Consider the following 14153-nt stretch of genomic DNA (forward strand, 5'->3'; position numbering starts at 1 on the left):
CGCCGCGCCGCGGGAAGCCCAGGCCAACCTCAGATCGTTCCACCAGAAATCGGTGAACCCGTTGCTCGAAGCATTGGGCGGCGTGACTCGCTGACCGGCGATCCGTCGGGACCGTACACCACGGACGCCCCCTGAACGGCGTCCAGCGGCGGCTCGACGGGCGCACCGGTCAGACCGGAGGTCCATTCGATCCGGCCGTCGTGGTTAGCCGCCTGATACCGGTCCACCTGGGTGGACCCCGGCCGGAAGGCCGCCACGACCGCCCGAGCGCCTGGCCCGGCCTTGTGCAGTCTCGCCTCCAACCGGCGCACTCCCTCCGGGCCGGCCTCACCCCACAGCCGTGGCCCTTGCTCGACCGCCGGTGCCGCGGACACCCGCACCCCGAGATGCTCGGTCAACCGCGCCGCGACGTTGCCCAGCCACGTGGCCGGTAGGTCGGGTGCGGCCTCCAGATCGGCGTGCACGTCCTCGTCGACCTGCCACCCGCCGCCATCGTCGACCTTCCACCCACCGACTCCGCCGCTCCAGCTCAGCTCGCCGGACACGCGCACCAGATCAGCCGAGGGGAGCGCCGCGGCGTTCTTCGCGCTTGCCAGCCAGATTTCTCCCTCGGCGTCCACGAAGTACCGAAAGACCGTGTCGGACCTGGCGACGAGCAACCGAGGAGTCAGATCGTCGGACCGCGTCCAGCCCTGTGTGTTCGACGGCGCTCGCTCTGGCACGGTCGCCGGATCCTCGCTGAGGACCGGCACCGGGACATCGTCAGCAGGGTCGTCGGCAGGGTCCTCGCGCATGGTGCCGGGGCCGCCGTCGTCGCTGGTCCATGCCTTGCCGTTCGCGTCGAGGATCAGGTATGCACCACTCGTCGCCTCCCTCGGCGGGCCGACGACGAGATCGGACGCCTCGCGCCGCCAGTAGACCATGCCGTCCTCATTGGTCACGTGGTATTGGTCGACGTCGGAGCGGCCACCGACAAGCACCGCAACCACCGCGCTGGAACCGGATCCGGCACGCCGCAGTAGCGCTTCCACACGATTGACCTCGGTCTCACCACCCCGCGCCCATTCCCAGAGCCCGTCGCCCACCGGTGTTTCCGGCCGAAGCACAGCGAGATCGCAAGTCGTTGCCGAGGAGATCGGATCGTTGGCAGCGGGCCGCCCCAACAGGAACTGTTGCTCACCCTCGACGGTGCGCCACGAGGGGCTGCTCCCGTGGGACGCGAGCAGCACAGTGGTCCGCCGAGCGGTCGCCTCCGGCGCAGGCTCCTCGAGGAATACGGCAGGCGCGACCTCAGTACCACTGCCGATCATCAGCCGGGCGGCGACAGTGCCGTCCTCATCAAGAGGGAGGCCCTCGACATGCAACGGCGAGAACACCCAGGCGGCCGCGCCGCCACGCTTCGGCTCGGTCGCCGACCTGGGAATACGCACCGTGTAGCGGGTTGCGTGGGAGGCGGACACCACCACGGCGCGGTTGCCCTCCTCTGGCGCGCTGTGGAAGGAGAACCGGAACATGAGGCTACCCACGTAGCTCACCATTGGCTCGCGGTCACGTGGGCGCCGTCCGTCCGCCCGGCCGAGCGTGGAATTCGGGTCGAACACCAGCTCGGCCACCTCGGCTGCCACGGTCAGCCAGGCGAGCTTCCCGATCCGTACGTAGCCGGGCCATCCCCTCCCGGTCAGCAGCGCCAGTCCAGACGAAGACCCGATCTGGCTCAGCGACCGACGGGCCGTGCGTCGCAGCCGGGCCCACTCGGCGCCATACCGACGTTGCCCCACTTTGTCCAGCAGGTCGGGTAAGGACGGCTCACCGACGATCGGGTGGACCGTGTCGTACTCGGTGAGACCGGCAGTCCAGATCGACGCGGACGGCACCCGATAGGTGAACATCGCGGTAGCGTCCTCAATCACCGCACTCACTTCGACCGACCTACTCCCTACCGGCTGCCTAGAACGACACCGGGCGTGAACACGGCACATGTAAGAAGAGCCTCGAGATTATCGCCGGGACATTTCAGGCGCAACTCCGCGAATACTTGTCAACTTTTTGTTAACGCCTCTATCTGCGCAATTGTTCACTGCCTATCAGCGCAGTGTCTGCAACGCAGTTGTACGCCGCCTCCCCTCATCGTCTCACGCGTAATTTCAGGCTTGTAAATAGTTGCACCTTTCGGATGAAAGAGTCATCATGGAGCACGCCCCCGGAATCTGTTTTTCCATCGCGCGGACCCATGCACGATGAGTCAGCTCGGGCGACGCGGCGATAAACCAGCCGCCGGCACATATCGTCTGTTGAGCGCGAAGGGGACTCGGAATGCCCAATCCTGGCTGGACCGATCCTGTCGAGCCCGGCTCACCCGGATTCGGTCGCGCTTTCGCCAGCACAACACGACGCCCCCGCCAGTCCGACCGGCCGAGCGTGGTGTCCGCGATGGTGCTGATCTGCGGCGCGGTCGCGGTGATCGTGGCGGGCACCGTCGGCGTGGGCGTGCTCGCTTCCCACCAGCGGCTGCGGAACACCGCCATCGCCACCCAACAGGCTCAGCGCCCGGCACCACCGAGCGAAGCGCTCAAGCCGCCCCTCGGCGGAGAGCTCGGGGCGGGGCCCAATCCCCCGATGTCACCACCCACCAACAGCGGTTCCCAGGACACCGCCTACACCGGTGGAGCCGGCTACGCGGCGCCCGACAACTCTTCCTCTGGCGCGTCCGGTGGTGGCTCCGGCGGGTCGGGAAGCTCCGGCGGGTCCAGCGGCGGCCAGGAACAACAACGACAGCAGAGCACCGACAACAGCCAGGACGACGAGATCGAGCGGCTCAAACAGCAGCTTACGCAACAGCAGCAGGCCCTGGTCAGCGCCACCACCTCCGCACGACCGAGCAGCACCCCGACGCCAACGGCAACCCCGACGCCGAGGGCGGAATCGACTCCCAGCCCTTCGGCCGCCCCGACCAGCCAGCCCCCCGCCAGCGCGACACCCACTCCGTCCGCGACACCCACCCCCTCCGCGACACCCACCCCCTCCGCGACACCCACTCCTACGCCCACAGCAACGCCCACCTCCACGCCGAAGCCGATCGCGGCGCCGCCGACGTCCTCCACCTCGGTCGCTGCCCCGCGTTGCTGGCTACCGGAACGTGAGCTCTGTCGAGACGACCAAAAGGTCAAGAGCGAGCGGCCCGATCACCAGCAGGACGGTGATCAGCAGAAGGGCGACCAGCAACAACCGTTCCACTACAGCGGCGACAAGTCCGGCCGCACCCCGGACAGGTCGCCGGAGCCGTCCAATTCCGCGCAACAGCCCTGGCTGGCCCGGTTCCGGGACGACGAGCAGTCGACGAAGTCATCGACGCCCAACCCACAGACGAACTCGAAGCTTCACGAACGGTTCAACTTCAACACGATTCCCACGCGCAACCCGCAGCCGGACGACAAGACGCCGTCATCCGACTCCGACCGGCCGGACGACCAGAGCAAGCAGGACTCACCAGGGAACTCCGATTCCACCTCCGACAACAACGAGCGGCACTCATCGGATCGGTCCGAGCGCATCCGACCGACCGAAGAACCATCGCCACGGGTCGAGCACGAGCACAGCTCCGGCGAGTCCAACGCAACCGATTCGAACTCGAGCGAGAACTAGACGACAGCGGTACCGGTCCAGCGCAGCTGTGCCGGTGCGGGAGGGAGATCGACGTGACGTATCCCGTTGCCGCCGGAATCGGCGGGACGCGGCTCGGGCCGAACTGGCCGGTCGCGGCTCTGGCGACCACCGCTGTCGCGGCACTCGACACGCAACGCGACGGTCAGCTCAGAGCCGACAATTCGAGGCAGGTGACCCGAGCGGCATTCGCGCTGGTGGCGCTCACCGCGGCTGCCGCCGCGAGTCAGCTGGCCGACCACGGGCCCTTGAACCTCCCCAGCCTGGCCTCGGTGCAGGCGGCTCTCACGGTCGAGACTCCCCCACTCGAGCTGACCAGCCACACCGCCGCGCTTCCGGCGCCGGCAGCGACGCCCACCTCCGCACCGAGCGCCGCTGTGGCGACCGTCCCGCGCCCCACCCCCGCGTCCACGCCGACCCCGGCCGCGCACCCGGTGGCTCCGGCTCCGGCTACCGGCATCCACCCGTCACCCACGGCCACGGTGGCGCTCACCTCGGCGCTGGCCGTGCGTGGAACCCCGTACGTGTGGGGCGGCGCAAGCACTCGAGGCTTCGACTGCTCCGGGCTGGTGCAATGGGCCTACCGCAAGGCCGGGGTCGCGCTGCCCCGGACCAGCCAACAGCAGAGCCGCGTCGGCGTGCCGGTGTCACGCGACCAACTTCGTCCCGGTGACCTGGTCTTCTTCTACACCCCTGTTCACCACGTCGGCATATACATGGGCAACGGCCAGGTACTCAACGCACCGCAGACCGGGGACGTAGTGCGGCTCACCCCGCTGAACCGCATGCCCTTCCACAACGCCCGTCGGGTCATCTGACCCGACGGGCGACTCCGGCCACCCCGCGCACGAGACAGAGAGCGATTCAGCGTGACAGCCATGATGCGTACGTCACCCCACCAGGGGGTGTCCCACTGTGTGCGGCCCGGGTGTGGGGGCCCGCTCCCGGTCGGCTCGACCGCTCCGGCCGGAAACCAGCTCTGCGCAGAGCACCTCGACGAGGAACGCACCGAGATTCTGCTGACCGAGCTACGGGCGTTCGCCGACGACAGCACCCTGCAGTTCGCTCAGGGCACCCCCGGGCCGACCCTTCCGGCCGACGATCGACCGGGAACGCCTCCACAGGACGAGCGGACCCCGGAGCAGCGACGCGAGCAGCGCGAGACCGCCACAGCGGCCCGACGGCGCGCGGCGGCGGTACTAGGCGCGTTCGGCATCCTGGCCGGTGTGGGCGGCTGGGCCAGCACGACCGGCGTCGCACACCGGCTCGCCGACGGCCACATCCTGGACGCCGACCGACCCGGCGACGCACCGGCGAGCTGGACCCGCCAGGCACGCGCCGTGCTCGACCTGACCGATCGCCAGCTCACCTTGGTCACCCTGACCCAGGCCAGGTGGAACCGCGACCCCCGCGCAGCCACACTCGGCGACACCCCCGCTCCGATCAGCGCCCTGCTCGCACACAAAGCCGAGCTCGAGCAGCGACGAGCCCAGTTACAGTCCCAGCTCGGGCCCTACGACGACGCCGCCCGGCTGCAGGGCGAACTGACCCAGCTGGACCGACGCCTCACGGACCTCACCCAGCAGCTCGCCGCCCTCCCTCCGAATGATCCCGACCCGGCCAGGCAGGCCACCCGGGCCGACCTCGACCACCAGCTGCACATCGCAACCACCCAGCGGCAGGCCACCAAGCAGGCTCTCGAACAGCTGACGCCAGCGGTGGACCGAAAGCCATCCACCCCGCTCCCGAGCACCGGGGTCGACCAGACGACCGCGCTGGTCAACAACGTCATGAACTTCACCCACTCACCGAACGCCACCCCGGCCTCAGGGCCCTCGGCGCCCGGGACAACAGGGACACCCGAGAAGTCGATCGACAAACCTGCGCAACCGGCAGCCACCGGCGGCGAAGGGCCGGCGTCCGCAGCATTACGCAGTGCCGTGGTCGGCAACGACGCGAGCAAGCCCGACAAGGGCACGGGGACGCCCGACCTGAACCGGATTCCGCCGATCTCCGAGCTGACCGGTCCAGCTCCACACAGGTCCGGCTCCGGGCACAAGAGCGGCTCGTCCCACGGCGACAGCGGCACAAAGGACAGCCGGGACTCTCTCGCCACGGCATCGGACAAGCGCACAGCAGGGAACCACGAGACCGGGAGCAACGACAGCGTGAGCAAGGTCCTCACCCCAGACAAGGGCTCCCGCAAGACCAGATTGTCCCTGTCCAAGAGCAAGTACCGCGGCAGCGGCTCGAGCAAGAGCAGCTCCGACAGGAGTGGTTCGGGCAACGACAGCGGGAAGCACAGCGGCAAGAGCTACGGAAAATCACACACCAAGAGTCACAGCAAGCACACAAGTCAAAACAAGTACCGCAGCCACAGCCACGACGGCGGGTCGAAGCACGGTCACAACCGGGGCCACAGCGACAGCGCGCACCACAGCGCGAAGCGGGACTAGGCCACCAGGGGACGCGTTGAACACGACACAGGTCAAGAATGGCTTCCGCCCCCATGCGGGCGACGTCATACGTGGTTCGTTCTGGACCGCCGGCGTGCTGGCGGGCGCCGCAACGATGTACGTGGGGGGCGCGCTGCCCGGCAGCGCCGACTCCCCCCTCGGCGTTAGGCCGGACATCGTCGACGCGGCGACGCCACTCGGAGCTGGCACCACGACCCAGCCGAATAGCACCCGACCGGATCCGACGCTGGTGGCGAAGGTCCGGCTTGCGGCGCTTGCCAGCACCATTCCGACCAGCAGCCCCGCCAGTGGACCCAGAACGCCGGCTGTACCGACATCCGTCTGGGACGATCTCGCCCAATGTGAGAGCAGCGGGAACTGGTCGATCAACACCGGCAACGGCTTCAAAGGCGGCCTTCAGTTCACCGCATCGACCTGGCGGCAGTTCGGTGGCACCCAGTACGCGGATTCCGCGGAGCATGCGAGCCGCGTGGAACAGATCGCGGTCGCCCAGAAGGTGCAGGCCTCGCAGGGCTGGGGTGCCTGGCCGGTCTGCTCGAAGCGGGTGCACGCCGCCACCGCACGGGTGGAGCTGGCGGATACCGCGGTCCCGACGCATCCGCGACCGCCCTCGGTGTCCAAACGACCCGCCGCCGCGCCGACACTTCCGGCGAAGACGCAACAGGGCGGCGGACCCGGCTCGGTGACCGTACGGCCCGGCGAGAGCCTCGGCGCGATCGCTACGGAACATCACGTGGACGGCGGTTGGCAAGCGCTCTTCGAACTGAACAAGACCCGCCTGCGCAACCCGAACGTCATCCACCCTGGCGACCGCCTGGACCTACCGGCACCGTCCGGACATCCAGAAGCCGCACGCCAGTCCGACGCACCAACGCACACACTCGACTCGGACCACCACCGCCAGGACTCCGAGCACAGGAAAGGTGATCGCACCGACGACGGCGCCTTCCGCTCGGATCGCGACGATGATGAGCACGCCAATCCCCTGATCCTCACCGGCCCTCCGCAACAGGAACGCGCCTGGATCACCGGCCACACCTGGACCCCGACCAAGAAGAACAAGAACGCGAACAAGCTCGGTGACCCGGTGATTCACGACAAGCCGGGCGGTATCGGCACCTTCGACGACCCGATCAGTGCCTCGGTCCCCGCCGGTGCGGATCGGGTGTGGAAGGTGGGCGCCCGTTTCTACCTACCCACACTCAAGCGCTACGCCATCGTCGAGGACACCGGCGCAACCACGCCTCCCTCCGACCAGGAGGGGCACCTCGACCTGTGGCTCGGTGACCGGGGTGACGGGGGTAAGGGCAAAACGGCCGTCGACCAATGTCTTGACCGGATCACGCAGGACAACGCTCCCGTGGAGCTGAACCCACCGGCCGGCCGCCCAGTCACCCCCGGTCCCCTCCTGCAAGGTCAGGACTGTCAGGTCCCGACGCACCACTGACCACAGTGCCGCTTGCGCCGGCCGACGCGCCGAGGGATGTCGGGCATCATGCGCCGGTACGGGTTCGCCTATCTTGCGCCGGTGGGCCTTGACCTGCGCGTGCATGTCATCGCGGTGAGCGCATGTCGTCGAGCCGCGCTGTCCGTGCATCTCGCGGGCGAGGCGCCTTGGATGTGCTCGGTTTCGATACGTTCACGCAGATCGCGCACCCGCGCCGGCACCGTGGTCATCAACATCTCTTGACCAACCCCTCAGTGTGCTCGTCCCCCGTGTGGCGTCCTGAAGGGCCGCCTCGCGCTGAACGGTCCGGGTGCACGGCCGGGTCGACGCCCCGAGTGGAGCCAGGTGGGGCCGGATGCCGGTGGGCGTTGCGATGGTTCCGCTGATCGGTTCCTACCTTGCCTGGCGATGACGGACGTCGTCGCGGCCACTAAGAACAGAGATATCGTTCCCCAGCGCGATGCCGACGGGCGCGACCGATCAGGTCAGCGACCAGGCGCGTCACGAGAAGACAAGCCGGGCCCGGATCGTCCCCGAGACGACCGGGCCCGGCTTTCGCATCCGTGTGATCCGCTCCCCAGCGATCAACGGGAAGTCCCTTCACATGCGGGCATACCCCACACGCGCCAAACTACACGACAATCGTCACAGATCGCGCGGATAGCCGCCCGTTCGATACAGAAGATTGCGCCGCTCCTAGCCAGTTCAATGACTGTGTGTAGCGTTCCCTGTCGCGCGCCGAGCGCAACGACGTCGCACCTGGCCAGGCAGCTCGTCTCCTACACCAACCGGTCACGTGTCGCAGATGTTCTGCACATTGGCCGGGTCGAGGTGCTGCCCGTGCTGGGGGAAGTACCAGGTGAGCTTGCGGTAGGCCGGCTTACCACCGCACGTCCCCAGGTCGAGCGCGACCACGGTCGCCTTCTCCGGCTTCCCGTCCGCGAGCGCCTGGCCCGGCCCCACGTAGGACGCGGTACCTGTTCCGGACGCCTGGGCCGCGCCCCAGCTCGACCACCGCACTCCCGAGACGATCCCCGAAGAGTCCCCACCGCCGTTGATCTCCGAGGGCCGGGCGGTCCCGTAGCCCTTCGGCCCCGACGTCGACGAACCGAGCACCGGAGCCGAGGCGGCGGCCGAATGCGACGAGGCGTGCACGCCTGTCGACGCGGTCGCTCCGGCCGCGTTCGCGCGGGTGGTGGTCGACGACGGGGATTGCTTCGTCGCGGTGTAACTCCAGAGCGAACACCCCGCCGGCACTCCGACAAGGAGCACCGCTACCGCGAGTATCTTCGGCACCACACCAACGCTCATCGCTTTCCTTTCTCTCGTGTTCCGGCCCGCACCATCACGTCGGACGCCGGTTTCAGGCCGGTCTGGCCATCGGCCACCCACAGGCCGCCAACGCCGCGGCGGCTTGGGCACCCGCGCTGCGTCGTTGCCTGGTCCGGCCACCGCACTACGATCCAATTGCGGTGCGGAAATGCTCCTCGATCGCCTTCGAAGCGGCACCTAGAGCACGTGCGGACAGGTCGCCACGACGGTTCCGCGTCCAATCATGGGACTGCTCCCTCGCGCCGGCGGAACCGGTGAACGCGGGCATGACCTCGTCGACGAACGTCCGGTAGGACCGCCGCGTCGCTTCCTCATCGGCCCAGTGAGTGTGCTGGTTGAGAATGCACCCGAAGCCACCGGCCTTGTCCCAGTACCGGCTCAGGGCGTTCACCGCGTCCTCGACAGTCCCGATCGCACCGTGTCCCTCTTCGTTGATCCTCTCGAGGCTGTCCATGCCGAGAAGCTCCGGCCCACCGTCCAGCGTGTCGCGCACATAGCTTGACCACCGCTCATGCCCGTGCTTCACCTCGGCCAGCGCCTGATCCCTCGACTCGGCGATGTGGAACGGCGCGACCACCCGCAACCCGGAGCGGTCCATGACTTGGCCGTACTCGGCGGCCACCTCCTGCGCGATCCGCCAGTTCAGGTCGAGCACGTCGTAACCGGGGCCGCTGCCGGCGGCTACACACAGCAAACCCATTCCGTGACGACCCGCGACGCGGCCCGCCGACGGGGTGATCGCGCTGGCGACCGCGAGATGGGGGCGCGGCCTGGTGAAGGGCCCGAGGTGCAAGGTGGCTTCCTCCAGGGTGTACCAATCGGTACTCCTGGTGACGGTCTCTCCGGCCAACAACCGCACGATCACCTCGACCGCGTCGGCCATCCGGGCCCGCTGTGAATCAGCCGGGATGCCAAGCATCGCAGCATCAGCGGGCAGTAGGCCGGGGCCGAACCCGAACATGGCCCGACCGCGTGCCTGGTGATCGAGCTGAACGATCCGGTCGGCCGTCATCAACGGATTGTGGTAGGGCAACGAGATAACACCGGTGCCCAGTCGAATTCGTTCGGTGCGCTCGATCGCCGCCGCAATGAACAACTCCGGAGAGGCGATGATCTCCATACCGCCCGAATGATGCTCACCGATCCACGCCTCGTCGTAGCCGACCCGATCCAGAAAATCGACGAAGTCGAGCTCCCGGTGGATGGCTGTGGTCGGAGACAGCCCGAGCGGAAGTGACCACGGCGGCATGAATACCCCCGCACGCAGGTTCTCCCTGGCCACCGGCAGGTTCACCGACGTTCTCGATTCCATAGTCCCTCACTGAGCAGGCTCGTGTGTACAGGCTCGGGCCGCATTCCAGGCACGGTCGCACGCCCTCGTTCGAACCCGACCATCTCTCGACCGACAGCCAGCCCGCATCGGTGACAATCACCTAGATCGTCGCGCCGATTCATGATCATCACCGCCTCAGGGCTGATTTTCGGCCGGAAAACAGCCCTGAGGCGGTGATGATCATGGTTCGGAGTTGTCGAGCCCGCTGTGTGGGGAGCCGGCCACACGCGTTCACCCGCCGCAGATGTCCAGCGCTGCCGCCTCGTTCGGCTTCTCCCCATGCTGCGGGAAGTACCAGGTGAGTTTGCGATAGGCGGGCTTGCCACCGCACTGGCCAAGATCGAACGCGAGCACGGTCGCCTTCTCCGACTTTCCCTCCGCCGCCGGCTGGTCCGGAGCTGCGTAGGTCGCCATGCCCGTCCCGCTCGCCCTGGCCGCGCCCCAGTTCGACCACTGCACATCGGAGACGATCCCCGACGAGTCCCGGCCGCCGTCGATCTGCCCCGGCCGGGCCGTCCCATACCCCTTGGTCCCCGTCGAAGCCGAGCCGAGTACCGGCGCCGCCGTCGTCGCGCGGCGGGACGATCCCGTCGGCGCGGCCGCCTTGTGCGACGGGGTGTGCTCGCTCGTCACGGGCGCCGGGGTGGCGGACGCCGGTACGGACACATCCGACGATGCGGACGTCACCCCAGCACCGGAGCATCCGGCGACAGCCCCGATGAGACACACGACCACGGCGCCCCGCGTGACAGCGGTCCCGATCGGTCTCCGGTTCGAGGTCGCTGTGCCAGCCGCGGCGTTCACTGGGGCGCTGTTGCTTCGTTGCATCCTCACTACCTCTCGGTGTGCTTGCCTCATGCTGCCGGTATCCGTAGCGCGACGGTGAACCCGCCCGTGACGGTGGCGCCGCTGTCCAGGACGCCGTTCAGAGCGGTGGCCCGCTCCCGTAGGCCGATCAAGCCATGCCCTGACTGCGGCAGCGCCAGAGGAGGCTGTGACGAAGGCCCGTTGGTGATCGTTACTCCTAGTTCCGGACCCTGGTGCCACAGCGTCACCTCGGCCGCCGCTCCCGGAGCGTGTTTGCGGATGTTGGTGATGGCTTCCTGGACGGTTCGGTAGACGGTTCGTTGGACCGGTGAGGCGAGTTCCCGAGGAAGCTGACCGCTCAGGCTGACCTCGATCCCCGCGGAGGCGATGAGGCCCCGCAGGTCGTCGATCGTCGGTTGGGGCGCGATCGAGTCACCGAAACCGTCGGAGGCGCGCAGCAACCCGACCATGCCGCGCAGCTCGTCGAGAGTCGCGGTAGCCAGCTGGCGGACCGTCGCGGCGGCGGCACGGGTATCAGGATCGGTGGTCGACACCTGCAACGCGCCGGCGTGGACGGCGATCAAGCTCACCTGGTGGGACACCACATCGTGCATCTCGCGGGCGATCTGTGCGCGTTCCTGGCTGAGCACGGTCTGGGCATACACCTCACGTTGGTGCGCCTCGAACTTGCGAATCCGTCGTGACCGCTCGTTCAGATCGCGGTAGGCCAGCGTGAGCTGCCCGAGCAGAACCGGGGTGAGCGCCCAGGCGAACCCATAGACCACATTGGCCATCGTGTCGGCGCGGTCACCGCCGGGCTGCAACGGCAGCGGCCACGGATCGGCATCGGCCACTCCGGTACAGAGCGCCATCAGCACCAACAGCAGGATCGCTCTGTTGCGACTGGCGAGTGTGTAGAGCGCGGCGAAGGGAGCGACCCACAGATCAAGCACGGCGGTGGCCGGCAGGGTCAGCAGAACGACTACGAGCGGTGCCCGCCGTCGGACGGGCAGCACGAGCAAGGCCAGTGCGGCGCACCCGATCCGCCAGGGCTCCCAGGCTGTCCCGGACAGGTTGAACCAGGTGTCGAGCCCGGCCAGCAAGAACAGCACCGAGTCTCGTACCCAGACCGGTAGGTGGGCCAGCCACGCTCCGAGGCGATTCACCGCGCCGGTCCCGGCGAGGCGGGAGGCGGCGCGGAGCGGCCGAGCAGATCCGATCGCTGAGCGATCAGCGCGGCCTGGACCCGGGTACCGACACGCAGCTTTCCGAGTACCGCGCTGACGTGATCCTTGACCGTGCCCGCGCCGAGGTAGAGACGCTGTCCCACCTCGGCGTTGGACAGGCCCTCGGCGACCAGTCGCAACACGTCCCGCTCCCGTGTGGTCAGCAACTCCAGACGAGCGGTCTCATCGTCGTCGGCTGGAGCAGCGGTACGACGCAGGAACGGCCGTGACACCCCCGGGCCCAGAACCACCGCTCCGGCCGCCAGACTGCGCACGAAGCCGGGCAGCCGATCCGGGTCGGTGTCCTTGGTCAGATACCCGGCAGCGCCCCCGCGAAGCGCCGCCAGGACGTAATCGTCGTTGTCGAAGGTGGTCAGCACCGCCACCACGGGCGGGTCGGCCCACCGCTGCAGTGCCGCGAGAACGGTCAGGCCATCCACCTCGGGCATCCGGATATCGAGCAGCACCACATCCGGGCGCTCGCGTTCCACAGTCGCCAACGCGTCGGTCCCGGTCGCGGTGGCCACCACCTGGATCCCCGGATCCGCGCCGAGGATCAGCGAGAACCCCGAACGCACCAGAGCCTCGTCGTCGACGACTACCACCCGCAGCACGTCCATCTACCCCTCGCGCCTGATCGTGGGCGCCACGGTCCTCCTCGGACATGGCGCGCTCCCCGTTCGCCATGGCCAAAGTTAGTGCAGGAGGCGACAGCCTCAGGTTCAGCGGGCCAGATCAGCACTCGATCCGGCACCGACCCGATGACCAGGAGCGCGCGGTCACCGACCGGCGTCGACGTACCGGGCCTCAGCGTGATTCCCACCGTGTCTCAGCTCCTTCCGACGGTCGCATCGACCAGGTCGTAGGCCAGGTCGAGGCGGACGCCGTCAGGGTTGCTCAGTCCCTTCTCCGTGTACCAGGACTCGTCGGCCTCCGGGTGGGGGCCGCTCACTCCGACCCGCCCCTTGCCGTACGGGGCGACCGCGGCAGCGACAGTTCCGTTGGGGTAAGTCGCCAGCACCGTCGCCCCGGCGCCCTCGTTCAGATAGAAGGCCGGTCCGTCCTGGAAGTACATATGCCTGCGCTGTCCCCGCCAGTCCACGTCCACCACAGTGTCCCGGTCATCGGTGACCGCGGCACCAGGAGAGCTGGTGTATCCGTCGGTGTCTCCGGGCAGCAGATCGAAGCCAGGGTTGCGCCCAGCCAGATAAGCCCCGAAGCACAAGCCCAGATAGCTGCCGCCCTCTCGCACCCAGCCACGGACCAACTCGGCGGAACCACGCAGCTGCCGCCACGCTCCCTCAAGATCGGCACCACCGCCCGGCTGCACGTACAAGCGCGCCTGGGCCAGAACCGCGGAGGTCAGCGCAACCCCCGAATCGGGGCCCACGTACCGAGTCCGGAAAGGCCGAGGCGCAGCGCGCAGCAACGCAGCCACAGCCGGCGCGCAGTCCGGGCAACCCTGCGGGCCACCGTAGATCAATGCGAGTGGAGCCTGACCACCCAGCTCGTCAGCGCTCGCCCGGGAACAGCCGGCGACCAGCACAGCAGCGGCCGGAAGCACGCCGAGCAGCAGCCGACGACGGTTCACCACACTGAGACCGCAATCGACGTTCCGGAGCACGTCACCCATGGCCACTCTCCTGCCTCACACCTACCGACCAGCACCCCGCAAGCGCACACAGCCGTTGAGGTCGCCGAGCCACGATGACGCAAAACCCGGGAACCCGGACCCGCCGATCGGCGGCTCAACACCCCCCGACCCGCCACACCTCATCCGATCATCGTCACTGTCGTGCTGTGACCAGCTGCTCGTCGACGGCGCCGCCGCCGAAGCCTCGCCGACCTCCCCGGAACCCACCAATGTGATC

Annotated in this window: 11 protein-coding genes; 4 read left to right on the forward strand and 7 right to left on the reverse strand. The window is 68.3% G+C overall.

From position 1 onward, the window contains the following. Nucleotides 1–29 precede the first annotated feature (29 nt). Entirely contained in the window at nt 30–1919 is a 1890-nt protein-coding gene (locus tag G406_RS0108150; RefSeq protein WP_169736643.1) for a hypothetical protein, read from the reverse strand. A 394-nt stretch (nt 1920–2313) separates the two neighbouring features. Between G406_RS0108150 and G406_RS58740 the strand changes: the two genes are divergently transcribed. From G406_RS58740 to G406_RS59305, 4 genes are read left to right on the forward strand one after another with little or no spacing between them, the layout of a single operon-like run. Next, on the forward strand, nt 2314–3642 hold the full coding sequence (locus G406_RS58740; protein ID WP_156934728.1) for a hypothetical protein: 1329 nt from the start codon (nt 2314–2316) through the stop codon (nt 3640–3642). Nucleotides 3643–3695: 53 nt separating this feature from the next. After that, complete coding sequence (locus tag G406_RS58330) at nt 3696–4478, forward strand: C40 family peptidase (protein WP_051341814.1); 783 nt, start codon at nt 3696–3698, stop codon at nt 4476–4478. A gap of 60 nt (nt 4479–4538) precedes the next feature. Further along, complete coding sequence (locus tag G406_RS0108165) at nt 4539–6116, forward strand: hypothetical protein (protein WP_156934729.1); 1578 nt, start codon at nt 4539–4541, stop codon at nt 6114–6116. Nucleotides 6117–6132: 16 nt separating this feature from the next. Next, nucleotides 6133–7584 carry a LysM peptidoglycan-binding domain-containing protein gene (locus G406_RS59305; protein WP_156934730.1) on the forward strand — a complete coding sequence of 484 codons (1452 nt, stop codon included), beginning with the start codon at nt 6133–6135 and terminating at the stop codon, nt 7582–7584. A 792-nt stretch (nt 7585–8376) separates the two neighbouring features. Here the strand turns inward: G406_RS59305 and G406_RS45405 are convergent. From G406_RS45405 to G406_RS0108205, 6 genes are all read right to left on the reverse strand, one after another. Continuing rightward, nucleotides 8377–8895, reverse strand: coding sequence for a hypothetical protein (locus tag G406_RS45405; protein WP_156934731.1), 519 nt, complete (start codon nt 8893–8895; stop codon nt 8377–8379). Between the two features lie 145 nt (nt 8896–9040). Further along, entirely contained in the window at nt 9041–10228 is a 1188-nt protein-coding gene (locus tag G406_RS0108180) for an LLM class flavin-dependent oxidoreductase (protein ID WP_051341817.1), read from the reverse strand. 252 nt (nt 10229–10480) lie between these two features. Beyond that, nucleotides 10481–10936, reverse strand: coding sequence for a hypothetical protein (locus tag G406_RS56675; RefSeq protein ID WP_156934732.1), 456 nt, complete (start codon nt 10934–10936; stop codon nt 10481–10483). A 167-nt stretch (nt 10937–11103) separates the two neighbouring features. Next, complete coding sequence (locus G406_RS0108195; RefSeq protein WP_051341818.1) at nt 11104–12222, reverse strand: sensor histidine kinase; 1119 nt, start codon at nt 12220–12222, stop codon at nt 11104–11106. Continuing rightward, a complete protein-coding gene (locus tag G406_RS0108200; RefSeq protein WP_028933467.1) occupies nt 12219–12896 on the reverse strand; it encodes a response regulator in 678 nt (225 codons plus the stop codon). Before G406_RS0108200 ends, G406_RS0108195 begins: the two co-directional genes overlap by 4 nt. Nucleotides 12897–13111: 215 nt before the next feature. Beyond that, nucleotides 13112–13915, reverse strand: coding sequence for a BPL-N domain-containing protein (locus G406_RS0108205; protein WP_051341820.1), 804 nt, complete (start codon nt 13913–13915; stop codon nt 13112–13114). Nucleotides 13916–14153 lie beyond the last annotated feature (238 nt).

Source organism: Actinospineispora spinosispora DSM 44797 (genome assembly GCF_000429025.1).
GTDB lineage: Bacteria > Actinomycetota > Actinomycetes > Mycobacteriales > Pseudonocardiaceae > Pseudonocardia > Pseudonocardia spinosispora.